This window comes from Microbacterium meiriae (assembly GCF_032364335.1).
In the GTDB taxonomy this organism is placed as follows: domain Bacteria; phylum Actinomycetota; class Actinomycetes; order Actinomycetales; family Microbacteriaceae; genus Microbacterium; species Microbacterium meiriae.
Genome location: NZ_CP133984.1, coordinates 1,538,760 through 1,564,069, shown reverse-complemented (window position 1 = coordinate 1,564,069; position 25,310 = coordinate 1,538,760). Strand labels below are relative to the sequence as shown.

Sequence of the window (25,310 nt, the reverse complement as noted above, 5' to 3'; positions counted from 1 at the left end):
CCGAGCTGTCCCGTGTCTCAGAAACGAACGCGACCTGAGACCAGATCGGCACCTCGTGATCGTTCCGAATCCGTCTCCGAATATGTCTCGTGGGATGTGTCTCCAATCCTCGCCATCGTCTTGTGTTTGGAGACACGAGATGCGAGACTCTAAATATGACGACGACAACGGGCCGACTGATTGGGTACGCGCGGGTTTCGACCGCCGAACAGGACGAGGCATATCAGCGCGCGAAGCTCACCGAGGCTGGAGTGCAGGCCCGCGACATCTATGTCGATCACGGCGTGAGCGGCACCAAGATCAGCCGCCCTGCGTGGGACAACATGCTGGACGAGGAACGCGGTCTTCAGCCCGGCGACACCCTCGTCGTATGGAAGCTCGACCGGCTGGGCCGCAACTCCGGCCACGTCATCACAACGATTGAAACCCTCGTGAGTCGCGGCATCCACGTGCGCACGCTCGACGGCATCGACACCACCACGACGACGGGCAAGGCGATGATGGGCATGCTCGCCGTCTTCGCGCAGATGGAACGCGACTTTAACTCCGAGCGCACCCGTGCAGCGCTCGACCACAAACGCGAGCAGGGCATCACAGGCGGGCGTCCGCGCTCCGTGGACACGAAGCAAGCGCGCCTGATTCAGCGCATGTACGACGAAGGGGAGAAGGCTCCGGACATCGCCCGCACGCTGAAGATCAGCCGCGCGACTGTCTATCGCTACCTCTCCGCGTCATGACGGTCACGTGCACTCCAGATTCGGCGCGCATGGCGAGCGGGTTGGGGCAGCGTCGATTTCTCGCCTCTCGCGATAGCCGCCGCCTGTTCGGCGATCTCGATCACCAGTTCGACATCGTTTCGGATCGCCCAATCCGCCTCGGCCCACAGCCCCTCCCGCTCCGAGCATCGCTCCTCGATGCTCGGCTCCTGGGTGATTCGCAGCAGCTCGTCATCGGCGGTCACGTCGCATCTCGCTCACCCGCAGCGAGCCATGCATCAACATCGCTCTGCCGGTACCGTACCCGCCCACCCGCGTGGATGAATCGCGGACCGGTTCCCCGGTACCGAAGCTGGGCCAGCGCAGGGACTGAGCGTCCGAGGTATCGGGACGCGTCGCGCGGCGTGAGTAGTCGGGAGCTGGCGTTATCGTTCGTCATGAACGTGGTACGCCCACGAGAACAGGGACATCAAGGATGAGCAGCACCAAGGTTTGGATCGCGGACCGGTGGAAGGGAGCGAAGACCGGCACGGGTCTACGCTGGCGCGTCGTCTGGATCGACCCCGACACGAAGCGCGAGCGCTCGCAGAGCTTCAAGAAGAAGCCCGAGGCCGAGGCGCACCAGACCTTCCTGGAGAACGCCCTCCGCGAGAACAGCTACACCTCTCCCGAGGTTGCAGCTCTCACCGTGGCCGACGCCGTCGAAGCATGGATGAGGTCGAAGAAGAATCCGGGCGAGGCGAGCCGAGGTACCTACCGCGCGCGCATCGACAACTATGTGTTGCCTCGATGGGGAAACACTCGCCTGAGCGCGGTGAAGCGCACCGATGTCGATTCGTGGGTCTCCGGCCTTCAAGATGGCTCCGCGGTCCGCAGAGAGGGCATGGAGGGCTCGCGGGGGCCACTGGCACCGAGGACCACGAAGGCCGTACTGGTGCCGTTCATCGCTGCGCTGAGGTTTGCGGTCCAAGAAGGTTGGATCAGACGTAATCCGGCATCCGGCGTTGAGACTCCGCGCACCGAGACGGAGCCGGTGATCTTCCTCGGCTACACAGAGTTGGAACGACTGATCGAGGCCATGCGGGAGACCGCGACCGCGCAGGATGCACTACTCGTCGGCGTCATGGGGAACATTGGCTTGCGCCCAGGCGAGGCGTTCGCGCTCGACGTGGGAGATGTGAATCTCACTCGACGTCGTCTCGCGATCTCGAAGACGTGGACGGTCAACGGCTCCGGGAAGCCGATCATCGGAACCAGCCCGAAGACCAGCAGCGGCAACCGTGAGGTGCCGATCCCGCCGCACCTCGTGGATGACCTCGTCGCCCAGATCGGAAAGCGCCCCAAGACTGCACCGTTGTTCGTCAACCGAGAGGGCAAGCATGAGAGCCCGGGGAACTGGCGAAACAGGCAGTGGAAGCGAGCTACTGAGGCGGCTAAGACCCCTCCTGGGCTCACCCCGAAGGGATTACGCCATACCGCCGCATCGCTCGCCATCGCGGCCGGTGCCGACGTGCTCATGGTCCAACGCATGCTGGGTCACGCCGACGCCAAGGAGACCCTGAACACGTACGCCAAGATCTTCCCCGACCGCATGGACCAGGTAACCGAGAAGATGACCAAGGCCCGAGATCGAGCGCTCCGAAAGAGGAAGAAGAAGGCCAGCCCTGAACCGTCCTGACTTGGCCACCAGTCGAAAGCCATCCTGACCATATCCTGACTGGGGTGTTGAGTGCACCAACGAAGCCGACCACCCAGAAAGCAGAAAAGCCCTGGTAGATGGCGAGATCTACTAGGGCTATTCCGTGCACCCCCTCGGACTTGAACCGAGAACCCACTGATTAAGAGTCAGTTGCTCTGCCGATTGAGCTAGAGGTGCGTGGCCCGGGATAACCCCGACCGAGGAATTACATTACCAGCGGTTAGCGTCGAGACGAAATCCACGGCGACCCGGGCGTGGCTCGGGCGTTTCGCCCGCCGATCCTGGCCGATGGTCTCTGCGGCTGCGTCGATGACGGCGACTATTCTGAGAGCGTGACCGCCACTTCCGACGCCGCTGACCTGCGCGCCGATCTCCAGCTCGCCCTTCGCCTCGCCGACGCCGCGGACGCGCAGTCGCTCCCCCGGTTCGACGCTGCGGATCTGGAGATCTCCACGAAGACGGATCACTCCCACGTGACCGACGCCGACCTCGCCACGGAGCGCGCGATCCGCCGAGTCCTCGAGGAGGAACGTCCCGACGACGGCATCTTCGGCGAGGAGTTCGGCGCCCAGGGCAGCACCGTCCGGCAGTGGATCATCGATCCGATCGACGGCACGGCGAACTTCCTCCGGGGCGTCCCGCTGTGGGGCACGATGATCGCTCTCGCGATCGACGGTGTGCCACGGGTCGGCGTGGTCAGCATGCCGGCGCTCGGTCGACGGTGGTGGGCGGCGACGGGACACGGCGCCTGGACCGTCGATGACCACACGGAGCGACGCCTCGCCACCTCCTCCGTCTCGGCGCTGGATGAGGCCAGCGTGAGTTTCCAGAGCATCGCCCAGTGGCGCGACGCCGGGCAGCTGGATGCCCTTCTTCGTCTGAGCGGGCACGTCTGGCGCGATCGGGCGTACGGCGATGTCTATGCGTACATGCTCCTGGCGGAGGGGCGATTGGAAGCCGTCGCCGAGTTCGATGTGAAGGAATACGACATCGCCGCCGCCGTGGCCATCGTCAACGAGGCGGGTGGGCGCATGACGGCTTTCGACGGTTCCGAGACGATCTCGGCGCGCTCGACACTCGCCACCAACGGCATCCTTCACGACGACTTCCTCCGTCTTCTGCACGACTGATACACCGAGGCACCATGAACTCCCGACGACTCGCGGCTCTGACCGGCCTCGTACTGATCGGGGCGCTCCTCACCGCGTGTACCGACGACGGCACACCCGACCCGTCGCCCTCGCAGGAGCCCACGTCCGCCGCGGGTGACGCCGGGGCGACGCCGGCGGCCACGGATGAGCTGACGTGCGAGTCGATGATCTCGGAGGGCACGGTCGCCGCCCTCACCGAAGCCGGGTGGACCGCCGAGCCGCGGGAGTTCCGCGTCGGCGGCGTCGAGCTCTCGGAGGGACTCCTGTGCTTCTGGGCGGACTTCACCGTCCCGTCCGATCACGGTCAGATGTACGGCTGGTCTCCGCTCTCCTCCGCCGACGCCGAACGGGCGCGGGAGGACCTCGAGGACGAGGGGTGGCGGAGCGAGGAGAGCGCCCAGGGCGTCTACGTCACCGAGGACCCTCAGTACGCGATGAGCACCGACGAGGACGGCTACGGCATGACGTACCTCTTCGGCGACGGCTGGGTGAAGGTCGCCGACACCAAACAGGGGCTGCTTCTGGTCGAAGGCCGGGACTGAGCAGCGCACCATCCCGACGACGTTGTCAAGCGTCTGGGCTCCTCTCCGCGAAGAGAGCATGCTGGAGGTATTCGTCGAGGAAAGGAACGCGCATGGCTAACGACAGCGACCGCAACGACATCAGCACCGAGCCCTCCCCCGGCCCGGAGGAGAACGACAACCTCGGCGCCGAGGACAACAAGGGCGAGCCGCGCACGGTGCCGCCCACGGATGGGTCCGACGATGACGGGAACGACGTCCTCGCGGAGGATCCGGACCGCTCGCACTGAGCCTGTCGAACACAGGAGCCCCGCCTCATGACGAGGCGGGGCTCCTGTCGTCTCGTCCGGGCGTCGACCCCTGGACGATCTCGTCAACGAGGTGGATCCCCCCGGTCGAGTTGGCCGACTGCATCAGATCCTCGATCCACTGCGGATTCAGTTTCGGCGGCTCCCGACCTTCGAACGTGAAGCGCAGCGGGATCGCCGGATGCAGCCAGATCGTGGAGCGACCGTAGGCCTCTCCCTCGGGGTGGGTCCAGGACACCGTGAAGCTCTCGTTGCGTCGGAGCTTCGTCGCGATCACGACCTTGAGGTGCGCGAGCGCTCGGTCTTCGATGTGGAGCTGGCTCGTACCGTCGTACATGATGAACCCCATGTGCGAATGGTAGGCCCGTGCTCCATCCGTCACCAGAGGCAGTCAGGTCCTCTGGGGTTCAGCCGCGGGGGTCCTACGGTTCGTCCCCCGAGCTCGACCGGGCGACTCATGGCGGGAAGCCCCTGACTGCCCGCCGCTATCGTCGACGGATGGCGATGTCTACACAGCACGGCCTCCTGGAGCGTCCCGGCGGGGTGCACATCTTCTGGCAGCGGTTCGGGGAGGGGAAGACACCCGCGGTCTTCCTGCACGGCGGGCCGGGCTCCGGGTCTTCGGACTTCTTCCGCACGTTCTTCGACCCGACGCTCCACCATGCCGTGACCTTCGATCAACGCGGGTGCGGTCGGAGTACGCCGTCCGTGGCGGATGACCTCGCGACGCTCCCTCTCAACACCACGCAGACTCTCATCGACGACATCGAGGCGCTTCGAGAGCACCTCGGCATCGACCGATGGATCGTCGTGGGGCTTTCCTGGGGAGCGACGCTCGCCCTCGCGTACGCCGAGCAGCATCCGGAGCGCGTGACCGGGTTGGCCCTCGGCGCCGTCACGACCACCAGTCGAGCGGAGGTCGAATGGATCACCCAGGACCTTCGCCGGGTGTTCCCTCGCGAATGGACCGAGCTCCAAGGCGCAGCGTCGCCCGGTCGCGGAGAACGCATCGTCGACGCCTTGTACCGCGCTATCACGAGCACAGACCCCGACGAACGTGATCGCGCGGCTGTCGCGTGGGGGCGCTGGGAGGATACGCACAGCTCGCTCGACCCGGCTTTCGCCCCAGATCCTCGGTGGACCGATCCACGTTCGCGCGTCGAACGGGCGACCCTCATCCTTCACTACTGGTCCCACCACGGCTTCCTCGGAGATGCCGGGATCCTCGACCACGTCGACCGGCTCGCCGGCATTCCTGCCCTTCTCGTTCATGGGCGCCGAGATCTGAGCGCAAGCATGTCCGTGCCCTTCGACCTGCATCGGGCCTGGCCGGGGAGCACGTTGATCGAGGTTCCGGATGAGGGGCACGGGGGTCCGCGCATCGTCGAGCTGCTGCGTGAGGGCGTACGTCGCATGTCTGTATGAGCGCCCACCGCTGAGTGACGTCCCCCGAAGAGGGGACAGACGACCCGTGGCATACGTCGATACTCTGGCCGGATCAGGGGACTCGTGCGAGATACGAGAGGTGCGAGCGTCGATGGCCGGTCACGCCGATCATCGCCCGGCGCTCATGATCGGAAGGACTTCTCATGACGATCGATGTCGTTGCGGAGCCGCTGGTGGCAGCAGTCCGCGAGGCGTGGGCCAGGGCGCGGGGAACGATCCTCGTGCCCTCGGGATTCCAGCTGACGGAGGTGACGGTCGATGCCGAATCGTTGACTGCTCAGGTGGCCGACCCCGCCGGCTCGCGATTCGGCATGCGCGTGGCGCTTCCGAATGCCGCGCGGTGGGAGGGTCGTGTCCAGGGCGGAGAGGGGACATCAGAGCACTGGGCGCTGTGGAGCGTCATCGTCCCCCTCATGGAGGAGCTGGAGACGGACGCCGCGCACCGCTTCCCTCCGGACGCCGACGGCGTCCGCTGGGTGACCTCATAGGAGAAGCCCCGGTGCCCCGGACGAGAGTCCGAGCCACCGGGGCTTCTTTATGGTGACAGCGACCTGGTGGAGCTGGGGGGAATCGAACCCCCGTCCAACGCTGAGTCTCCACGCCTTCTCCGGGCGCAGTCTGTGGAAGCGTTCTGCTCGGCTCCGACCTTTGTCACAGACACCTAAGTCGACGAGCCCAGCCTGGGAAGAGTCCCACGTGACGTCCAGACGCCGTCACGCAGCAAGATTCCTAGATGACGCCAGGATCCGTATCGGAATCACATACGGTCTGACGGACTATCGGGCTCGCTTAGGCAGCGAGGGCGAAGTCGTTGCGCTTGGTTTCGGCAACTATTGTTTTGCAGAGAGCGTTTACGAGATAACTCTGCATCCTCGGCCCGCTTCTCGTGGATTCACAGGCGCTGTCGAAACCGATCAGCCCCGTGGTCCTTCTCTCGAAGGAGCCGCTGTCACACTGTGGAATTGTCCCTCCCGGGCGACGAGCACCCGAGCATCTCAGACTACAACGTTCGCGCCTCGGCCGCCATTCCCCGCCGCCGATGCCCGTCGCGTAGAGTCGGCCCATGAGCGATGTGACAGTCACCGTCCGCGGCGAACACGAGGCGCGCCTGTCGCCGGAACGGGCGACCATCCGCGTCACGGTGCGCGCAGAAGGTCCGGAGCGCGCGACCGTCGTCGACCACGTCCTGCGTCTGACCGAACCCGTCCGCAGCAGCATCGTGGGACGTGTGGATGCCGGCACCGCCCTCGACTGGAGCAGCACGCGACTCTCGGTGCGTGCCGAGCGCCCGTGGAACGCCGAGGGGAAGCGTCTCGCCCCGGTGTACTACGCGAGCATCGACGTGACCGCGACCTTCGCGGAGGCCTCGGAGCTTTCCCTCTGGATCTCCGACATCTCCGCGTGGGACGGTGTCGAGATCGGTTGGGTCGACTGGCATCTCACCCCGGAGACCCGCGTCCGCGTGGAACGAGAGGTCGCCGCACAGGCCGTCGGCGTGGCCGTGACGAGGGCCGAGGCCTACGCCGCTGCTCTCGGTCTCGCCCAGGTGACTCCCGTGGAGATCGCTGACACCGGCCTGCTCTCCTCCACGACGCCGGCGCCGGGCGCTCCGCTCGGGAAGGCACGCGGCGCCGTCGCCTTCGCGGCCGATGCCGCCCCGGCCATGGAGTACGAGCCGCAGGACATCGTGCTCACAGCGACCGTCGAGGCGCGGTTCCTCGCTCGTTGACCCTCGCCTCAGTCGCTGACGACGAAGGCGGAGAGGTCGGCGGCGAGGCGCTCCGACACGTGCGCATGGACGGCGGTACCCGCCTCCTGGTGCTCGACCGACAGCAGCATCCCGGTCTCGTGGATCGCCGCGACGAGCTCTCCACGGTCGTAAGGGATCACGGCATGGAGCTCGACCGCGGGCTTCGGCAGGGCCTCCTCGATGGCTGCACGAAGTTCGGCGATGCCCTCCCCCGACCGCGACGACACGAAGTGCGCCCGCGGCTCCAGGCCGCGGAGAACCAGCCGCTCGTCTTCGGGGATCAGATCGGCCTTGTTGAAGACGACGAGCTCCGGCATGTCACGCACACCGACGTCGCCCATCACGTCACGCACGGTCTGCAGCTGTCCGGCCGGATCGGGGTGCGAGCCGTCGACCACGTGCAGCACGACGTCTGCGTCTCCGACCTCCTCCAGCGTCGAACGGAAGGCTTCGACGAGCTGGTGCGGCAGGTTGCGCACGAAGCCGACGGTGTCGGTCAGCGTGTACACGCGGCCGTCCTCGGTCTCCGAGCGCCGCACGGTCGCGTCGAGGGTGGCGAACAGCGCGTTCTCCACGAGGACGCCCGCGCTCGTCAGCGCATTGAGCAGACTGGACTTTCCGGCGTTCGTGTATCCGGCGATGGCGACAGACGGGATCGTGTTCCGCTTGCGCTCGGCGCGCTTCGCCTCACGCGCCGGGGCGAAGTCACGGATCTGCTTGCGCAGCAGCGCCATCTTCGTCCGGATGCGTCGACGGTCGAGCTCGATCTTCGTCTCACCAGGACCGCGCGAACCCATACCGGCGCCGCCGGCGCCGACCTGTCCACCGGCCTGACGGCTCATCGATTCACCCCAACCACGCAGGCGCGGCAGCAGGTACTCGAGCTGTGCGAGCTCGACCTGGGCCTTGCCCTCCCGGCTTTTGGCATGCTGGCTGAAGATGTCGAGGATCACAGTGGTCCGGTCGATCACCTTGACCTTCACGACGTCCTCGAGCGCTCGTCGCTGGCTGGGCGCCAGCTCGGTGTCGGCGATGACCGTGTCGGCGCCGACCGCCGCGACGATGTCCTTCAGCTCCTGGGCCTTGCCTCGCCCGAGGTAGGTGGCGGCATCCGGGTGCGGGCGGCGCTGCAGCACGCCGTCGAGCACGACCGCGCCCGCTGTCTCCGCGAGCGCCGCGAGTTCGCGCAGCGAATTCTCCGCGTCCTCCTGGGCACCCTGCGGGTACACCCCGACGAGCACGACGTTCTCCAGCCGGAGCTGGCGGTACTCGACCTCGGTGACGTCCTCGAGTTCGGTGGACAGACCACCCACGCGCCGCAGCGCGTGCCGATCTTCGAGGTCCCACTGTTCGCCGTCGGCCGTCGAATGCGCGGCCGTCGCTTCGTCCTGGAGTGCCTGCGCGGCGCCGAACGTGCGCACCTCGGAGCGCTTCTCTGCGTTCGCCAGCACGCGGTCGACCGTCTGGTCGTCGGTGGAGGGTGTCTTCGTCTCCGTCATCCGTTCCTGTCTCTGGTTTCCTCGCGAGCCTTAACCTTAGCCCGCGCTGTCCGGTACGCTCACCGTATGGGGTCCGACCACTATTTCACTGCGGCCCCGGCTAGCCCCGAGAACCTGCGCAAGATCCGCGTATCCCTTGCAGGCCGTGAGCTCGAAGTGACCACCGCGGGTGGTGTCTTCAGCCCGGATCGACTCGACGCCGGCACCGCAGTGCTCCTCGCCAACATGCCTCCCGTTCCTCCCGGAGGTCATCTTCTCGACCTCGGGAGCGGTTGGGGGCCGATCTCCTTGTCGATGGCACTGGCCTCGCCGCACGCGACCGTCTGGGCGGTGGACGTGAACGAGCGGGCCTTGGATCTCGTACGTCGCAACGCGGCTGCCCTCGGCCTCACCAATATCAACGCCTCCCTGCCCGAAGATGTTCCCGACGACGTGACCTTCCGCACGATCCGGTCCAATCCGCCGATCCGCGTCGGGAAGAACGAACTGCACGGGCTGCTGGAGAAGTGGATCCCGCGGCTCGACGAACGCAGCGACGCGTGGCTCGTCGTCCAGCGCAACCTCGGCGCCGACTCTCTGCAGCGCTGGATCGCGGCGACCTTCCACCCCGGCTTCAGCGTCTTCCGCACGGCGACGGGCAAGGGCTACCGCATCCTCAAGGTGAGGAAGCACGGGACGCCGCCGACGGAACCGATCGACGTCGTCTGAGACTCCCCCCTCGCCGCCTCAGACCAGATCGACTTCGCCCTGGTAGACGAGCTGAGCAGGTCCGGACAGCGCGACGTGCTCCCCATCCTCGGCGGGGAACATCCGGACTCCGAGCGTGCCACCCGGGACCTCGACCTTCCAGTTGTCAGGGGCCTGGGCACCGGCCCAGTAGCGCACCGCGAGTGCGGTGGCGGCCACGCCCGTGCCGCAGCTCAGGGTCTCGCCGACGCCGCGTTCGAACACACGCATCCGGACGTGGCCGACGCCGTCGCGCACGAGGGGCTCGCCGGGCACCACGAACTCGACGTTCGCCCCGGCGGGCGGAGCCGGTTCCAACTCGGGCGCGCGCGTGAGTTCCAGCAGGCCGAGCTCCGCGTCGGAGGCGAGCGCCACCACGACGTGCGGGTTCCCGACGTCGATGCCCAGTCCGGGCCGCGTAACGGTCAGCCCGTCCGCGCGCACCAGCGGGTCGACGCCCGACAGGCGCCACGCGCCCAGGTCGACCTGGTAACCGCTCACGCTGCGCGTGACGTCACGGACACCAGCCCTGGTGCCGATGGGGAGCGTACTGCCGGCCTCGATGTCAGCGAGACCGGAGCGCATGAGGTAGTGCGCGAAGACCCGGATCCCGTTGCCGCACATCTCGGCGACCGAGCCGTCCGCGTTGCGGTAGTCCATGAACCACTCGGCATCCGGCTCCTCCGCCAGGGCCGCTGCCCCCTCCGCGATCGCGGACGAACGCACGACTCGGAGAACGCCGTCGGCCCCGATGCCGAAATGGCGATCGCAGAGCACCGCGACCTGCTCCGCGGTAAGCTTCAGCTGGCCGTCGGGGTCGGCGATGATGATGAAGTCGTTGCCGGTACCGTGCCCCTTGGTGAATGCGACCATGGGACCAGTCTAGGGAGCCGTCGAGCCGGCGCTCCGCCCCGCGACGCGGTAACGCCCGCAGAGGAAGCTGCGGTTGCGGGCCACCTCGATCAGATCCAGGTCGAGACGCCGGGGCAACAGTGGGGCACCGCCCCCGAGGGTCACCGGGGCGTATTGCACCCAGACCTCGTCCAGGAGGCCCGCGTCCGCGAACTGTCCTGCCACGTCTCCCCCGCCGACGACCCAGAGGTCCTTTCCTTCCGCCGCCTCGTGCATCGCGGCATGGACGTCGGGGATCGCCGCGCTCGTCACACGGACGTCCGCCCCGGTCGGCACGGCGAGCTCACGATGCGAGAGCACCCACGTGGGCTGCTCATACGCCCACCGGCCCTCCTCGTGGCGCATGACCCATTCGTACGTCGATGACCCCATCACGAGCGCCCCGATACTCTTCTCGAACGCCGGATAGGCCATGGGACCTTCCATGTCGATGTCCTGCGTCAGAAGCCAATCCAAGGAATGCTCCGTCGTGGCGATGTACCCGTCAAGGCTGGACGCGGTGAAGTAATGAGTGGCCATGCGCGCATCGTCGCACGGGCCACCGACATCAGGTCAGGCCGCCAGCAGGTCGGCGACGGCCACCGGCGGCGCCATCCATTCGAGTTCCGGGTAGCGCTTGAACCACGACACCTGACGACGCGCGTAGCGCCGGGTGAGTGCCTGCGTCTCCGCGATCGCTTCCTCGGCGGTGGAGCGTCCCTCCAGCTGTGCGAGCACCTGCGCGTACCCGATGGCCCGGGGAGCCGTCGTCCCGCGCTCCAGACCCTCGTCGCGCAGCCGCGCGACCTCGGCCACGAGGCCGTGCTCCCACATCCGCCGGACACGAGCATCCAGTCGGGCGACGAGATCGGAGCGATCCACGTGCAGACCGATCAGCCGGGTGCGCGGATACCAGAGCGTCGGCTTCTCGGGCAGTGTCGCGCCGTGCGTCGCGCTCCCCTGTTCGACGACTTCGAGAGCACGGATCACTCGTCTGCCGTTGCGCGGGTCCACCCGGGCTGCGGCTTCCGGATCGCGCGCACGCAGCCGCTGGAGGAGGGCATCGACGCCATCCCGATCCAGCTCCTGCTCGAGACGCTCGCGGATCACGGGGTCTCGAGGCGGGAAGTGGAACTCGTAGACGACACCGGACACGTAGAGTCCGGATCCGCCGACGAGGATCGCGTCGCCGCCCCCCGCGTGAATCCTCTGCACGGCCTCGCGTGCGAGCGGTTGATACCAGGCCACAGCGGCATCCTGCGTCACCTCTCGCACGTCGAAGAGATGGTGCGGAATGCCGCGTCGTTCGGAGACGGGCAGCTTGGCCGTTCCGATGTCCATGCCGCGGTAGAGCTGCATCGCATCCGCGTTGACGATCTCCGCCGGGTTGCCGCGACGCCGGAGCTCCTCGGCGAGATCGAGCGCCAGATCGCTCTTCCCGGTGCCTGTCGCGCCGACGACGGCCCAGAGCCGAGGTGTGGTCACACTCCGACGCGGAGAGTCGGCAGGCCGAGGGAGACGGCGCGCGGTGCCCCGTCGCTCGGAGCCGGCACGGCGCACGACTCCGCCTGTCCCCGATCCCAGGCATCTCCACCGCGCGTACGGCGGATGCGCAGCGGCGCGCCGGTCGGATCGTCGGCGAGGAGGTGGAACGGTGCGGCGTGGGTCACCCTCACGGTGACGACGTCACCCGGACGCGGCAGCTCCGAACCCGGGGTCACCTCGAAGTGCACGAGCCGGTTGTCCTGAGCTCGTCCGGTCAGTCGACGGGTCTCCGTGTCCTTCTTGCCTTCACCCGTGGAGACGAGCACCTCGACCTCCCGGCCGACCTGCTTCTGGTTCTCCTCCAACGAGATGCGCTCCTGGAGCGCGATCAGCCGGTCGTAGCGGGCCTGCACGACCTCCTTGGGCACCTGATCCGGCATGGTGGCCGCGGGGGTCCCTTCGCGGATCGAGTACTGGAAGGTGAAGGCTCCGGAGAATCGGGACTGCTCGACGACGCGCATCGTGTCCTCGAAGTCCTCCTCGGTCTCGCCGGGGAAGCCCACGATGATGTCGGTCGTGATGGCCGCGTGCGGGATGCGTTCCCGAACGCGGTCCAGGATGCCGAGGAAGCGCTCGCTGCGGTACGAGCGCCGCATCGCCTTGAGGATCCGATCGCTTCCGGACTGCAGCGGCATGTGGAGCTGCGGCATGACTGCGGGGGTCTCCGCCATCGCGTCGATCACGTCGTCGGTGAAGGCAGCGGGGTGCGGGCTCGTGAAGCGGATGCGCTCGAGGCCCTCGATCTCACCGGCGGCACGGAGAAGCTTGCCGAACGCCTGACGGTCCCCGAACTCCACCCCGTAGGAGTTGACGTTCTGCCCGAGGAGGGTGACCTCGATGGCGCCGTCCTCGACGAGAAGACGGATCTCGTTGAGGATGTCGCCCGGTCGACGGTCCTTCTCTTTGCCGCGGAGACTGGGGACGATGCAGAACGTGCAGGTGTTGTTGCAGCCGACGGAGATCGACACCCAGCCACTGTGCGCGGAGTCGCGCTTGGTGGGGAGCGTCGAGGGGAACACCTCGAGGGATTCGAGGATCTCGAGCTCCGCGTCGCCGTTGTGACGGGCGCGCTCGAGCAGACCGGGCAAGGAGCCCATGTTGTGGGTACCGAAGACCACGTCGACCCAGGGTGCCTTGTCGAGCACGGCCTGCTTGTCCATCTGCGCGAGGCAGCCGCCGACCGCGATCTGCATACCGGCCTTGCGCCGCTTCACGGCAGCCAGATGGCCGAGCGTTCCGTAGAGCTTGCCGGCAGCGTTGTCCCGCACGGCGCAGGTGTTGATGATCACCACGTCGGCCTCGGTCCCGGCGTCGGCACGGATGTAGCCGGCACTCTCCAGAGACCCTGACAGGCGCTCGGAGTCGTGCACGTTCATCTGACAACCGAACGTGCGCACTTCGTACGATCGCTGGCGCCCGTCATCGTCGACGGCCGCTGACGACGCGCTGATGATCGTCGGTTCGCTGCGGGGGATAGTCATGATGTTCCCATTGTACGAGCGTCACCGAGAGGCGACCGCGTGCGGCTGTCAGTCGGAATCCACGAACCGGACGCCGGAGACGCCGCTACCGAAAGACGCCTCCCGCAGCGCCGTCTTCGCGGCGTTCATGGCGACGGAACCGGCGTATCCGCGGCGCGACAGCTGCCCGACCAATCGCCGTAGTGCCGCGTCGGGATCGAGGCGGCTCATCGAGCGCGCTTTGGTCCGTGCGAACTCCAGCGCCCGCTCCGCGTCATCGTCCGGGAGCTCGTCGAGAGCGGCATCGATGACCTCGCGAGGGATACCCCGCTGTGCCAGCGCCCGGGACAGCGCGACCCGACCCTGGCCCTTGCGCTCGACCCCGGCCGTGACGAGGAGCTCGGCGAGTACCGCATCGTCGAGATAGCCTCGCCGCATGAAGTCGTCGATGACGTCTTCGATCGCGTCTGCGGCGAGCCCATGGCCCTTCAGCACCAGCCGCGCTTCGGAGACGGACAGCGATCGCGTACGGAGCTTCCGCACCAACGACTCCTCCGCCGTGGTGCGGACCTCCTCCGCGGAGGGCGCGCTCTCGCCGGCCTCTCCCCCACCGTCCGACCGGGACGTGTCACCCAGTGCACGCAGCCTGGTCTTCTTCGCACCCGCGGTCCCGCGTGCGGGATGACGTGCGCTGGGAGAACCGTCGTCGTCAGCAGTCCGCTTCCCCGCTGTCGCGGGATCGTCCCAGGTCGACCGCCAGAGTCCCGCAGCGTCCGTAGACGGCGCCGACCGGCCGTGCCGACCGGGCGACGCGCCGCTCGCACCGTCATCCGCCGGGCGCTCGGCACGCGCGGGGCCGCCGAAGAGAGGGATGATGGGGGCGATCCGCTCGGAATCGCCCCCACGCTGGTCACTCATCAGGCCGGGCGACGCTCGGCCAGCTCATCAGCACCCGGAGCCGCGGCCGGGCCGCCGATACCGAGCTTCTGCTTGATCTGGCTCTCGATCGCCAACGCGATGTCCGCGTTGTTGAGCAGGAACGTCCGCGCGTTCTCCTTGCCCTGGCCGAGCTGATCGCCGTCGTAGGTGTACCACGACCCGGACTTCTTGACGATGCCGTGCTCGACGCCGAAGTCGATCAGGCTGCCCTCGCGGGAGATGCCGACGCCGTAGAGGATGTCGAACTCCGCCTGCTTGAAGGGCGGGGCCATCTTGTTCTTCACGACCTTGACCCTGGTGCGGTTTCCGACGGCGTCGGTTCCGTCCTTCAGCGTCTCGATACGACGGATGTCCATGCGGACCGACGCGTAGAACTTCAGCGCCTTACCACCGGCGGTGGTCTCGGGAGAACCGAAGAAGACGCCGATCTTCTCGCGCAGCTGGTTGATGAAGATCATGGTGGTGTTGGTCTGGTTCAGCCCACCGGTGAGCTTACGAAGGGCCTGCGACATGAGTCGCGCCTGCAGACCCACGTGCGAGTCACCCATCTCGCCCTCGATCTCGGCACGGGGCACGAGCGCTGCCACCGAGTCGATGACGATGAGGTCGATGGCTCCGGAGCGCACCAGCATGTCGGCGATCTCCAGCGCCTGCTCACCCGTGTCGGGCTGCGAGACGAGAAGGGCGTCGATGTCGACGCCGAGCTTCGCGGCGTAGTCGGGGTCGAGGGCGTGCTCGGCGTCGATGAACGCCGCGATGCCGCCGGCCCGCTGGGCGTTCGCGATGGCGTGCAGCGTCAGCGTCGTCTTACCCGAGGACTCCGGGCCGTAGATCTCGACGATGCGTCCACGCGGCAGACCTCCCACGCCGAGAGCGACGTCAAGGGCGATGGAGCCGGTGGGGATGACGGCCACAGGGGCGCGCTCGTCGCTGCCCAGCCGCATGACCGAGCCCTTTCCGAACTGGCGGTCGATCTGAGCGAGGGCTGTCTCGAGGGACTTCTCGCGGTCGGCGGGTGATGGCATGGTGTGCTCCTTCTGCGCGTGTGCTGCCGCCTGTAGGCTGTCGCGGCTCTTCCGGCTGGAAGGAACTCTCCGACAAGGCGTATGGCTTTTCAGCCTGGCCCTCACGGTACGGCGGGCCTCCGACATTCGGTCGCAGGAGCCGGGGATCGTGGGGATCAGATCCGTCTGACCACTTGTGCAGAAGACTACGCCCGCTTCGAACAGATTTTCGACACCACGCCGGGACCGGCGTGTCGGACATCCGCACACCGGGACGTGACCGTCATCGCCCTCGCGGCTCCAGGCGCCCGACGCCGTGACGGCGCGACTCCGGGACGTCCATGTCCGCGCAGAGCGCCAACCAGATGTCCCGCGGCGGCACCCCGGCGTCGAGCGCTTCAAGCGCGGTGCGCCCGTCCATCCCGGACAGCACGAGGTCGTTCACCAGAGAAGATGCTCGGGCGTGGAACTCGGCATCGACGGCGCGCAGGAACTCACTGCGTCGCATAGAAGGGATCTCCGGGACTCAGCGGAGCGAGAGCTCGGGTTCCACGGACGCGACCAGGTCGTCCGGAACGACGTCCGGGAAGACCTGGATACCCTCGAGGACCGAGATGCGGTCCCCGACCTCGCGCATGATCGTGGAGATGGGGACGTCGAGCGCCTCCGCCACCGAGGCGAGGATCTCGCTCGAGGCCTCCTTCTGACCGCGCTCGACCTCACTGAGGTAACCGAGAGCGACCGAAGCCTTGCTCGCGACCTGGCGGAGCGTCCGCCCCTTCTGCAGACGGAAGTCCCTCAGCACGTCGCCGATCTCCTGTCGTACAAGAATCATCGGAACCTCCTCCGCAGTTCATGGATCGGGGTCTCCCCCGAAGAGACGGCCAGTCTAGTCCTCCTGGCTTGCACAGAATCTACCCTTGCACTCTGTGGTTTGAATGTGAGCACATCCCTATCAACATGACGCTGCACGTCCCTATTCCCGCAGTGCGGCGGCCATCACGTCGAGGACGGCCGCGACCGTCTGCGCCCGCACCGCGTCGCGGTCGCCTCCGAAGCGGAACTGTTCGGTGCGGCTCACGGTCGGCGTCACCACTCCGATGTGGACGGTACCCACAGGCTGGCCGTCCGGAGACTCCGGTCCCGCGATCCCGGTGGTGGACACTCCGACGTCGGCCGGACGCCCGTCGACCGCGACAGCCTCTCGCACACCGGCGGCCATCTGCCGCGCGACCTCCGCGTGCACCGGCCCGTATCGTTCCAGAAGCTCGGCATCGACCGCGAGCAGGGTGTGCTTGACCGGGGTCGCGTAGGCGACGACGCCGCCGAGAAGCACCGCCGAGGCGCCAGGGACCGCGACGAGCGCCGCAGACACCGCCCCGCCGGTGAGGGACTCCGCGACGCCGAGCGTCCAGCCCCGCCCCCGCAGAGCGGTCAGCGCCTCGGTCGGCGTCGTACCGCTCATCGGCTCTGACGGGCGCCGCGGACCTGCGCGACGATGTAGTCGATGCCGCTGACCACGGTGAGCACCAGAACGATGACCATCAGGACGGTGGTCACGACGGTCCAGGGCCCGAGACCGATGAACACATGCAACGGCAGGAGGGCCCACCCGAGAGCGACGCCCTGGAACGCTGTCTTGATCTTGCCCATCCAGGCGGCCGCCACCACGTGCTCGCTCGCGACGACCAGGCGATGGATGGTGATGCCCCACTCGCGCACGAGGATCACCGCGACGATCCACCAGGAGACCTCGCCCAGGATGGCGAGTCCCACGAATCCCGCGCCGGTGAGGAGCTTGTCCGCGATCGGGTCCCACAGCTTCCCGAAGTCGCTGACGATGTCGTACCGGCGGGCGAGATAGCCGTCGACCCAGTCGGTGGAGATGGCCACGATGAAGAGGACGGCGGCGATCCAGCGCACGGTGAGGTCGGTGAGACCGTATGTCCCGCCGACGAGCAGGAGCACGAAGAACACCACGGCGAGCGGGATGCGCGCCACGGTGATCGCGTTGGGGAGCTGTCGGGGAATCGCCATCAGTCGCGTCCCGTCAGGCCCCAGGCGTCTTCGTCGCCCTCTGCTTCGACGACCGGCAGGCCGTCGTACTGCGCCTCCAGCGGATCGCGTTCGGCCGGTGGCGCCGCGGCGGCGGGCGCAGCCGGTGCCGCGGGAGCCGACGGCACGTCCTCGCCACGGAGCTTCGCCATGACCTGCGGCAGCTGCTCGGGGGTCGCGAGCACATCCCGGGCCTTCGATCCCTCCGAGGGGCCGACGACCTCTCGCGACTCGAGGAGATCCATCAGGCGTCCCGCCTTGGCGAACCCGACCCGCAGTTTGCGCTGGAGCATGGACGTCGATCCGAACTGCGAGGAGACGATGAGCTCGGCCGCCGCGAGCAGGAGCTCGAGGTCGTCGCCGATGTCCTCGTCGACCTCCTTCTTCTTCGCCGGCTCCATCGCCTCCTGGACGTCCGCGCGGTACTCGGGACGCGCCTGACGCGTGACGTGCTTGACGACCGCGTCGATCTCCTTCTCGTCGACCCACGCGCCCTGCAGGCGGAACGGCTTCGACGATCCCATGGGCGAGAACAGGGCATCACCCTGGCCGATGAGCTTGTCGGCGCCGGGGCTGTCGAGGATCACGCGGCTGTCCGTGACGCTCGTCACCGCGAACGCGAGGCGGGACGGCACGTTCGCCTTGATGAGGCCGGTGACCACGTCGACGCTCGGGCGCTGCGTGGCGAGCACCAGGTGGATGCCGGAGGCACGGGCGAGCTGCGTGATGCGGACGATCGAGTCCTCGACGTCCCGCGGCGCGACCATCATGAGGTCCGCGAGCTCGTCGACCACGACGAGGAGGTACGGGTACGGCTTGAGCACGCGCTCGCTGCCCGGGGGCACCTCCACCTCCCCCGCTCGCACGGCGCGGTTGAAGTCGTCGATGTGGCGGAAGCCGAACGACGCGAGGTCGTCGTACCGCATGTCCATCTCCTTCACGACCCACTGCAGCGCCTCTGCGGCCTTCTTCGGGTTCGTGATGATGGGGGTGATCAGGTGCGGGACACCCGCGTAGCTGGTGAGCTCCACGCGCTTCGGGTCGATGAGGACCATGCGCACGTCGGAGGGGCGGGCCCGCATGAGGAGGCTCGTGATCATCGAGTTCACGAAGCTCGACTTACCGGACCCCGTCGAGCCCGCCACCAGGAGATGCGGCATCTTCGCGAGGTTGGCGACGACGAAGTTGCCGCCCACGTCCTTGCCGACGCCGATCGTGAGTGGGTGCGTGCTCTTCTGCGCTGCGCCCGAGCGCAGCACGTCGCCGAGGGCGACCGTCTCGCGGTCGGTGTTCGGGATCTCGATGCCGATCGCACTCTTGCCGGGGATCGGTGAGAGGATGCGCACGTCGTTGGAAGCGACGGCATAGGCGAAGTTGTTGCTCAGCTGCAGGATCTTCTCGACCTTGACGCCGTGGCCGACCTCCACCTCGTACTGCGTGACCGTCGGGCCGCGGGAGAAGCCGGTGACCTTGGCATCGACCTTGAACTGGTCCAGGACGCTGGTGATCTGCTCGACGATGCGGTCGTTCGCCTCGGACCGCGCGACCGAGGGCGGACCCTCGGACAGCACTCCCGGCGACGGGAGGATGTACGGGGCCACCGGCGCCTGCGGACCGCGGTCGCCGGGTCCCTCGGTGCCGAACCCGTCGAGCCCGGGGAGCTCCGGCATCTCGCCGGTGTCGGACTCGTCGTCCAGCAGCGCGGTCGTCTGCTGCTCCGCGAGCGTGTCGGTGACGGAGCGGACGTCGCTCAGCACCTCGGTCGCGGCATCGTACGGGTTCGCCACCGTCACCGCCTGGTCGTACGCCGGGGTGGCCTCCGTGGTGGACAGGAGCGCCGTGATGTCGTCGGAGGCGAGCGTGCCCTCGTCAGGATCTTCCTCGCGGCCGGTCTTGTTGCGCCGCCACCAGGGCAGCACGTCGGGGTCGTCGACCTTGTCGGCCTCGTCGACCGTGGCCGAGGCGTCCTTCGCCGGCTTCTCCGGGCGCTCGGCGTCGAACATCCAGGCGTAGAGGTCTCCGAGCCGCGCACCGATGCGGTTCGGCGGTGTCTTCGTGAGGATCAGGATGCTGAGGGCGGCGAGGAGCCCGAGGACGATGTAGGCGGGGATGTCGGTGAGGTACGTGAGCGGCTGCCCCACAAGCCAGCCGAGCAGACCGCCGGACTCGCTCAGCGCGGGCATGCCCTGGTTGGGGTGGGGACGGGGACCGGCGACGTGGAAGATCCCCGCGAGGGCGAGGACGAACATGCCGAAGCCGATCCCGATGCGGCCGTTGTCGTGCACCGACGACGGGTGCCGGAACAGCCACCCCGCCAAGAGCAGCAGAAGCACGGGCATGATGAATGCCACGCGGCCCACGAAGAGGCCCACGGAGTAGGCACTGATGTTCGACGCGACCCCGTTGCCGATGAAGAACCACTCGTTGACGGCACCGAGGGCCGCCAGGATGACCAGGAGCAACGGGAATCCGTCCCTCCGGTCGTCCTTCTGCAGCGTCTCCGGTCCGAATGCGCGGAAGAGTCCGCCGACGCCGTGCGCGAGCCCGGTCCAGGCGCGCGCGGCGACAGAGGGCTTGTCCGCCTCATCGATGTACTTCTTGGGGGCGGGCTGCGCCTTGGGAGCCGCCTGCCGCTTGGGGCGCGACGGCGCGCTCGTCGAGGCGCGCTCGGTCTTGGTGCTGCTCCTGGCCATGCCTCCACGGTACGACCCGCGACCGACATCTCCGCGTCACCACGCGGAATTCGCCGATACGGCGCGCGACAGCACGCCGTATCGGAGGGTCAGGCCTCGATGACGAGAGGCACGATCATCGGACGGCGGCGCAGCTTCTGGTTCACCCAACGACCGATCGTCCGGCGGACGACCTGGGACAGCGCATGCGTGTCACGCACCCCGTTGCCCGACGCCTCCTTGAGCGCGGCGACGATCTTCGGCGCGACGTCGTCGAAGACCGCGTCGTCCTCCGCCACACCTCGGGCGTGGATCTCGGGACCCGAGATGATGCGTCCGGTCGTGGCGTCCACGACGACGATGACCGAGATGAAGCCCTCTTCTCCGAGGATGCGGCGGTCCTTGAGGTCGGCATCGGTGATCTCGCCGACGGTCGAGCCGTCGACGTAGACGAAGCCGAGGTCGAGCTGGCCCGCGACCTTCGCGATGCCGCCCTTGAGGTCGATCACGGTGCCGTTCGAGGCGATGATCGTGTTGTCCTCCGGCACCCCGGTGTCCTGTGCCAGCTTGGCATTGGCGATGAGGTGCCGGTACTCGCCGTGGACCGGCAGGACGTTCTTCGGCTTGAGGATGTTGTAGCAGTAGATGAGCTCACCCGCGGCGGCGTGTCCGGAGACATGCACCTTCGCGTTCGCCTTGTGCACGACGTTGGCGCCGAGCTTGGTCAAGCCGTCGATGACGCGGTAGACCGCGTTCTCGTTGCCCGGGATGAGGCTGGAGGCGAGAATGACGGTGTCGCCCTCGCTGATCTCGATCGCGTGGTCCATGTTCGCCATCCGGCTCAGCACGGCCATCGGCTCGCCCTGCGACCCTGTCGACATGTAGACGATCTGCTCGTCCGGGAGGTCGCGTGCCTTCTTGAAGTCGATCAGCACGCCCGACGGCACCTTCAGATAGCCGAGCTGCTCGGCGATCGTCATGTTCCGCACCATGCTGCGTCCGAGGAACGCGACGCGGCGCCCGTTGGCGTGTGCGGCATCGATCACCTGCTGCACGCGATGGACGTGGCTGGAGAAGCTCGCGACGATGACGCGACGCGGCGCCTTCGCGATGACCTGGTCGAGCACGGGGCCGATGGAGCGTTCCGTCGGGGTGAAACCGGGAACGTCGGCGTTGGTCGAGTCGACGAGGAACAGGTCGACGCCCTCTTCCCCGAGGCGGGCGAACGCGCGAAGGTCGGTGATCCGGCCGTCCAGCGGCAGCTGGTCCATCTTGAAGTCGCCGGTGGCGAGGACCATGCCGGCAGGGGTGCGGATGGCCACCGCCAAGGCGTCCGGGATGGAGTGGTTGACCGCGACGAACTCCAGGTCGAACGGACCGACCCGCTCCTCCTGACCCTCCTTCACGGTGAGGGTGAAGGCCTTGATGCGGTGCTCCTTGAGCTTCGCCTCGACCAGCGCGAGCGTGAGCCCGGAGCCGATCAGGGGGATGTCGCTCTTCAGACGCAGGAGGTAGGGCACGGCACCGATGTGGTCCTCGTGACCGTGTGTGAGCACCACGCCGACGATGTCATCGAGGCGATCACGGATCGGCTCGAAGTCCGGGAGGATCAGGTCGACCCCCGGCTGGTGCTCCTCCGGGAAGAGCACGCCGCAGTCGACGATCAGGATCTTCCCGTCGTACTCGAACATGGTCATGTTGCGACCGATCTCCCCCAGACCGCCGATCGGGATGACCCGGAGCGTTCCTTCGTCGAGAGCGGACGGTTCGGCCAGGGGAATGGACATGCTGTCTCCTCAGTCGGACACTCCACGCGTCCGTTCGTTCATGGGGACGCGGCTCAGCGCGTCGTGCCGTGCACCTTCGGCAGGGCGCCGCCCGCGGCCGCGTTGCGGTCGGGCCGGAAGTTCGAGAAGTCCGCCCCCGGCACGCCGCTGACGAGGTCGAGCTCGTCCTCGATGAGGGCGGCCTCCCACTCTTCCGGGCCGACGAGGGGAAGGCGGACGCGCGGGCTGGAGATGCGACCCAGCCCATGCAGGATGTACTTCGCGGCGACGGTGCCGGGGACGTGCGTCATGACAGCGCGGACAAGCGGCTCCAGGCGCTTGTGCTCCGCAGTCGCCGTGGCGAGGTCGCCGCGGTTCACGGCGTCGATGATCGTGCGGTAGGGCGCGGACGCCACGTTCGCGGTCACGCCGATGAGGCCGGTCGCACCGATCGACAGGTGCGGAAGCACATTCGCGTCATCACCGGAGAAGTACATGAGGTCGGTCTGATTGAGCACGCGGCTCACCTCGGAGAAGTCGCCCTTGGCGTCCTTCACCGCGAGGATGTTCGGGTGCTTGGCGAGCCGGAGGATCGTCTCGTACTTGATCGGCACACCGGTGCGCCCGGGGATGTCGTACAGGATGACCGGCAGATCGGTCGCGTCGGCGACGAGCCGGAAGTGGGTGAGGATGCCGGCCTGCGTCGGCTTGTTGTAGTACGGCGTGACGATCATGATGCCGTCGGCGCCGGCCTTCTCGCTGGCCTTGTACAGCTCGATGGCGTGCGCGGTCTCGTTCGATCCGCCGCCCGTGATGATCTTCGCCCGGCCGGCGGAGACGGACTTCCCGACCTCGACGAGCTTGAGCTTCTCGGGGTCCGTCAGGGTCGAGGTCTCGCCGGTCGTTCCCGTCACGACGATGCCGTCCGCGCCTGCGGTGATCACGTCATCGATGTGCTTCTCGACGGCGGGCCAGTCGACTTCGCCGTCGGCCGTCATCGGAGTGACGAGCGCGACGAGAACCTGTCCGAAAGGGTTGCCCGAGTGCGTCATGCGTCCAGCGTATCGGGTCGGATGCCGCTGCCGCGGACGGTGACGGGAACCGTCAGACCCGACCCCGACGCGCGACCGCCGCGGTGAGGGATCGGGGCAGCACCTTCGTCACGGCGACGACGGCCTTGTAACGCAGCGAGGGGATGGACACGGACTTCCCGCGCGCGGCGTCCCGGAGGCCTTCGCGCACGACGTCTCGGGCATCGAGCCACAGGAACGACGGCACGCCCTCCTCGCCGACCGCGAGACCCATCCGCTCGTGGAACGACGTGTGCGTGAAGCCGGGGCAGAGCGCGGTGACGCTCACGCCGTCCGGACCGTAGGCCGTGTTCGCCCAGCGGCTGAAGTCGATGAGCCAGGCCTTGCACGCGGAGTACGTCGATCGAGAGATGAAACCTGCGACCGAGGCGACGTTGATGATCCGGCCGCCCCGCCCCCGCATGGTCTGCAGGGCCGCGTGCATGAGGCGCATGGAGGCCTCGACGTGCAGGCGCAGATGCCGCACCTCGTCCTCGATGTCATTGTCGGCGAACTGCAGCGGCAGCCCGAAGCCGGCGTTGTTCACGAGCAGGTCGATCGGGTCGTCCCGGTCGCGGAGCCGTGCCGCGACGCGTTCGACGCCGTCCTCCTCGGACAGGTCGGCCGGAAGCACCTCGACGGCCACTCCCCACTCGCCGCGCAGCTCCGTCGCAAGAGCCGACAGCGACTCCTCCGAGCGGGCCACGAGCACGAGATCGGCGCGCCGACGAGCCAGCTGACGGGCGAACTCGGCTCCCAGCCCGGCGCTGGCTCCGGTGATCAGTGCGGTGGGCATCAGCGCTCGTACCTCACGAAGCGATACCGGACGCCGGTACGGGACGTCAGCCAGTCCCCCTCGTCGACCACGCGCCACCCGGTCTTGGGCGGAGCGAACGTGTCGCCGGCGACCTCGAGGTCGAGCTCGGTGACCTCGAGCCGGTCAGCGTCGGCGATCACCTGACGGAAGATCTCCGCCCCGCCGATGATCCACACCTTCTCCTGGCCGCGGACGGCCTCGGACACCGTGGCCGCACGGCGGGCGCCGTCGGCCGCCCAGTCCTGCTGGCGGGTCACGACGATGTTGTCGCGCCCGGGGAGCGGCCGGAACCGTTCCGGCAGCGAATCCCAGGTCTTCCGTCCCATGACGACAGGTGCGCCCTGCGTGGTCTCCTTGAAGTGCGCCAGGTCCTCCGGCACATACCAGGGCATACCGCCCTCAGCACCGATGACGCCTCCGGCGGCCTCGGCCCAGATGAGTCCCACCCAGGTCATACCGCCACCGCCGCCCGGATCGGTGCATGGTGCTGGTAGTCCTCGACGACGAAGTCCTCGAACCGGTAGTCGAAGATCGAGTCCGGCTTCCGCGCGAACCGCAGCGTCGGGTACGGGTAGGCCTCTCGCGTGAGCTGCTCACGCACCTGCTCGACGTGGTTGTCGTAGACGTGGCAGTCCCCGCCGGTCCAGACGAAGTCGCCCGGCTCCAGCCCCACCTGCTGCGCGATCATCATCGTCAGCAACGCGTAGGAGGCGATGTTGAAGGGCACGCCGAGGAACATGTCCGCGCTGCGCTGGTAGAGCTGACAGGAGAGCTTGCCGTCGGCGACGTAGAACTGGAACAGCGCGTGGCACGGTGCGAGGGCCATGTCCGGGATGTCCGCGGGGTTCCAGGCGGACACGAGAAGGCGCCGCGAGTCCGGCGACGTCCGGATCTGCTCGATGACCTCGGCCAGCTGATCGATGCTGCCGCCGTCGGGAGTCGGCCAGGATCGCCACTGGACGCCGTACACGGGGCCGAGGTCGCCGTCCTCGTCCGCCCACTCGTCCCAGATCGAGACGCCGTTCTCCTGCAGCCAGCGGACATTGGAATCGCCGCGCAGGAACCAGAGCAGCTCATACGCGATGGACTTGAAGTGGACGCGCTTCGTGGTGATGAGCGGGAAGCCCTCCGCGAGATCGAAGCGGATCTGCCGCCCGAACACGCTCGTGGTCCCGGTCCCTGTGCGATCGCTCTTGTGCGTGCCCGTTTCGAGCACGTCGCGGAGCAGGTCTTCGTACGGAGTCGGGACAGCGGCGCTCATGGTTGTCAGGATAC

At 67.7% G+C, this 25,310-nt stretch carries 29 protein-coding genes, 1 tRNA gene and 1 other RNA gene; 9 read left to right on the top strand and 22 right to left on the bottom strand.

The window, feature by feature from the left end:
- The first annotated feature begins 155 nt into the window (after positions 1-155).
- The gene (locus RI211_RS07420; RefSeq protein ID WP_315636995.1) at positions 156-737 is read left to right on the top strand and encodes a recombinase family protein; all 582 of its coding nucleotides are present in this window, start codon (positions 156-158) and stop codon (positions 735-737) included.
- Here RI211_RS07420 and RI211_RS07415 read toward each other — a convergent pair.
- A complete protein-coding gene (locus RI211_RS07415) occupies positions 719-961 on the bottom strand; it encodes a hypothetical protein (protein ID WP_315636996.1) in 243 nt (80 codons plus the stop codon). The genes RI211_RS07420 and RI211_RS07415 overlap by 19 nt on opposite strands.
- Entirely contained in the window at positions 958-1,155 is a 198-nt protein-coding gene (locus tag RI211_RS07410; protein WP_315636997.1) for a helix-turn-helix transcriptional regulator, read from the bottom strand. The genes RI211_RS07415 and RI211_RS07410 overlap by 4 nt, the downstream gene beginning before the upstream one ends.
- Positions 1,156-1,191: 36 nt before the next feature.
- Between RI211_RS07410 and RI211_RS07405 the strand changes: the two genes are divergently transcribed.
- Complete coding sequence (locus RI211_RS07405) at positions 1,192-2,394, top strand: tyrosine-type recombinase/integrase (protein WP_315636998.1); 1,203 nt, start codon at positions 1,192-1,194, stop codon at positions 2,392-2,394.
- A gap of 125 nt (positions 2,395-2,519) precedes the next feature.
- On the opposite strand, the gene RI211_RS07400 is transcribed toward RI211_RS07405, so the two are convergent.
- Positions 2,520-2,592, bottom strand: a tRNA-Lys gene (locus tag RI211_RS07400).
- 155 nt (positions 2,593-2,747) lie between these two features.
- On the opposite strand from RI211_RS07400, the gene RI211_RS07395 reads away from it, so the two are divergent.
- The 3 genes from RI211_RS07395 to RI211_RS07385 all read left to right on the top strand — a co-directional run bounded on the left by RI211_RS07395 (position 2,748) and on the right by RI211_RS07385 (position 4,377).
- Positions 2,748-3,545 carry an inositol monophosphatase family protein gene (locus RI211_RS07395; protein ID WP_315636999.1) on the top strand — a complete coding sequence of 266 codons (798 nt, stop codon included), beginning with the start codon at positions 2,748-2,750 and terminating at the stop codon, positions 3,543-3,545.
- Between the two features lie 14 nt (positions 3,546-3,559).
- Positions 3,560-4,108 carry a hypothetical protein gene (locus RI211_RS07390; RefSeq protein ID WP_315637000.1) on the top strand — a complete coding sequence of 183 codons (549 nt, stop codon included), beginning with the start codon at positions 3,560-3,562 and terminating at the stop codon, positions 4,106-4,108.
- Between the two features lie 92 nt (positions 4,109-4,200).
- The gene (locus tag RI211_RS07385) at positions 4,201-4,377 is read left to right on the top strand and encodes a hypothetical protein (RefSeq protein WP_315637001.1); all 177 of its coding nucleotides are present in this window, start codon (positions 4,201-4,203) and stop codon (positions 4,375-4,377) included.
- A 25-nt stretch (positions 4,378-4,402) separates the two neighbouring features.
- Here the strand turns inward: RI211_RS07385 and RI211_RS07380 are convergent, their stop codons facing one another.
- Positions 4,403-4,744 carry a DUF7882 family protein gene (locus tag RI211_RS07380; RefSeq protein ID WP_187663902.1) on the bottom strand — a complete coding sequence of 114 codons (342 nt, stop codon included), beginning with the start codon at positions 4,742-4,744 and terminating at the stop codon, positions 4,403-4,405.
- A 149-nt stretch (positions 4,745-4,893) separates the two neighbouring features.
- Between RI211_RS07380 and RI211_RS07375 the strand changes: the two genes are divergently transcribed.
- Positions 4,894-5,820, top strand: a complete 927-nt coding sequence (locus RI211_RS07375) for an alpha/beta fold hydrolase (protein WP_315637002.1) — start codon at positions 4,894-4,896, stop codon at positions 5,818-5,820.
- Between the two features lie 164 nt (positions 5,821-5,984).
- Positions 5,985-6,329 (top strand): hypothetical protein, encoded by a 345-nt coding sequence (locus RI211_RS07370; protein ID WP_315637003.1) that lies wholly within the window; start codon positions 5,985-5,987, stop codon positions 6,327-6,329.
- 64 nt (positions 6,330-6,393) lie between these two features.
- On the opposite strand, the gene ssrA is transcribed toward RI211_RS07370, so the two are convergent.
- Positions 6,394-6,763, bottom strand: a transfer-messenger RNA (tmRNA) gene (ssrA, locus tag RI211_RS07365).
- Positions 6,764-6,904: 141 nt separating this feature from the next.
- Here ssrA and RI211_RS07360 point away from each other — a divergent pair.
- Entirely contained in the window at positions 6,905-7,570 is a 666-nt protein-coding gene (locus RI211_RS07360) for an SIMPL domain-containing protein (protein ID WP_187663900.1), read from the top strand.
- Between the two features lie 8 nt (positions 7,571-7,578).
- Here RI211_RS07360 and hflX read toward each other — a convergent pair whose 3' ends face one another.
- On the bottom strand, positions 7,579-9,090 hold the full coding sequence (gene hflX, locus RI211_RS07355) for a GTPase HflX (RefSeq protein WP_315637004.1): 1,512 nt from the start codon (positions 9,088-9,090) through the stop codon (positions 7,579-7,581).
- 66 nt (positions 9,091-9,156) lie between these two features.
- Between hflX and RI211_RS07350 the strand changes: the two genes are divergently transcribed.
- Positions 9,157-9,798, top strand: coding sequence for a class I SAM-dependent methyltransferase (locus RI211_RS07350; RefSeq protein ID WP_259953970.1), 642 nt, complete (start codon positions 9,157-9,159; stop codon positions 9,796-9,798).
- A gap of 18 nt (positions 9,799-9,816) precedes the next feature.
- On the opposite strand, the gene dapF is transcribed toward RI211_RS07350, so the two are convergent.
- From dapF to RI211_RS07270, 16 genes are all read right to left on the bottom strand, one after another.
- Positions 9,817-10,689 (bottom strand): diaminopimelate epimerase, encoded by an 873-nt coding sequence (gene dapF / locus RI211_RS07345; RefSeq protein WP_315637005.1) that lies wholly within the window; start codon positions 10,687-10,689, stop codon positions 9,817-9,819.
- Between the two features lie 9 nt (positions 10,690-10,698).
- Entirely contained in the window at positions 10,699-11,247 is a 549-nt protein-coding gene (locus RI211_RS07340; protein WP_259953973.1) for a dihydrofolate reductase family protein, read from the bottom strand.
- A gap of 33 nt (positions 11,248-11,280) precedes the next feature.
- A complete protein-coding gene (gene miaA / locus RI211_RS07335) occupies positions 11,281-12,192 on the bottom strand; it encodes a tRNA (adenosine(37)-N6)-dimethylallyltransferase MiaA (protein ID WP_315637006.1) in 912 nt (303 codons plus the stop codon).
- A complete protein-coding gene (gene miaB, locus RI211_RS07330) occupies positions 12,189-13,733 on the bottom strand; it encodes a tRNA (N6-isopentenyl adenosine(37)-C2)-methylthiotransferase MiaB (RefSeq protein WP_280566019.1) in 1,545 nt (514 codons plus the stop codon). Before miaB ends, miaA begins: the two co-directional genes overlap by 4 nt.
- 48 nt (positions 13,734-13,781) lie before the next feature.
- On the bottom strand, positions 13,782-14,630 hold the full coding sequence (locus RI211_RS07325) for a regulatory protein RecX (protein WP_315637007.1): 849 nt from the start codon (positions 14,628-14,630) through the stop codon (positions 13,782-13,784).
- Entirely contained in the window at positions 14,630-15,676 is a 1,047-nt protein-coding gene (gene recA / locus RI211_RS07320) for a recombinase RecA (protein ID WP_187663892.1), read from the bottom strand. The genes RI211_RS07325 and recA overlap by 1 nt, the downstream gene beginning before the upstream one ends.
- Positions 15,677-15,938: 262 nt before the next feature.
- The gene (locus RI211_RS07315; RefSeq protein WP_187663891.1) at positions 15,939-16,163 is read right to left on the bottom strand and encodes a DUF3046 domain-containing protein; all 225 of its coding nucleotides are present in this window, start codon (positions 16,161-16,163) and stop codon (positions 15,939-15,941) included.
- A gap of 18 nt (positions 16,164-16,181) precedes the next feature.
- Entirely contained in the window at positions 16,182-16,490 is a 309-nt protein-coding gene (locus RI211_RS07310) for a helix-turn-helix domain-containing protein (protein ID WP_025103227.1), read from the bottom strand.
- A 141-nt stretch (positions 16,491-16,631) separates the two neighbouring features.
- Complete coding sequence (locus RI211_RS07305) at positions 16,632-17,120, bottom strand: CinA family protein (protein ID WP_315637008.1); 489 nt, start codon at positions 17,118-17,120, stop codon at positions 16,632-16,634.
- Positions 17,117-17,692, bottom strand: a complete 576-nt coding sequence (gene pgsA / locus RI211_RS07300) for a CDP-diacylglycerol--glycerol-3-phosphate 3-phosphatidyltransferase (protein ID WP_268776433.1) — start codon at positions 17,690-17,692, stop codon at positions 17,117-17,119. The genes RI211_RS07305 and pgsA overlap by 4 nt, the downstream gene beginning before the upstream one ends.
- Positions 17,692-20,403 (bottom strand): FtsK/SpoIIIE family DNA translocase, encoded by a 2,712-nt coding sequence (locus RI211_RS07295; protein WP_315637009.1) that lies wholly within the window; start codon positions 20,401-20,403, stop codon positions 17,692-17,694. Before RI211_RS07295 ends, pgsA begins: the two co-directional genes overlap by 1 nt.
- 89 nt (positions 20,404-20,492) lie before the next feature.
- Positions 20,493-22,169 (bottom strand): ribonuclease J, encoded by a 1,677-nt coding sequence (locus RI211_RS07290; protein ID WP_259953985.1) that lies wholly within the window; start codon positions 22,167-22,169, stop codon positions 20,493-20,495.
- Between the two features lie 53 nt (positions 22,170-22,222).
- The gene (gene dapA, locus RI211_RS07285) at positions 22,223-23,200 is read right to left on the bottom strand and encodes a 4-hydroxy-tetrahydrodipicolinate synthase (RefSeq protein WP_187663886.1); all 978 of its coding nucleotides are present in this window, start codon (positions 23,198-23,200) and stop codon (positions 22,223-22,225) included.
- A 52-nt stretch (positions 23,201-23,252) separates the two neighbouring features.
- Positions 23,253-24,014, bottom strand: a complete 762-nt coding sequence (locus RI211_RS07280; RefSeq protein WP_187663885.1) for an SDR family NAD(P)-dependent oxidoreductase — start codon at positions 24,012-24,014, stop codon at positions 23,253-23,255.
- The gene (locus RI211_RS07275; RefSeq protein ID WP_187663884.1) at positions 24,014-24,490 is read right to left on the bottom strand and encodes a dihydrofolate reductase; all 477 of its coding nucleotides are present in this window, start codon (positions 24,488-24,490) and stop codon (positions 24,014-24,016) included. Before RI211_RS07275 ends, RI211_RS07280 begins: the two co-directional genes overlap by 1 nt.
- Positions 24,487-25,296 (bottom strand): thymidylate synthase, encoded by an 810-nt coding sequence (locus RI211_RS07270; RefSeq protein WP_187663883.1) that lies wholly within the window; start codon positions 25,294-25,296, stop codon positions 24,487-24,489. The genes RI211_RS07275 and RI211_RS07270 overlap by 4 nt, the downstream gene beginning before the upstream one ends.
- Positions 25,297-25,310: the final 14 nt, after the last annotated feature.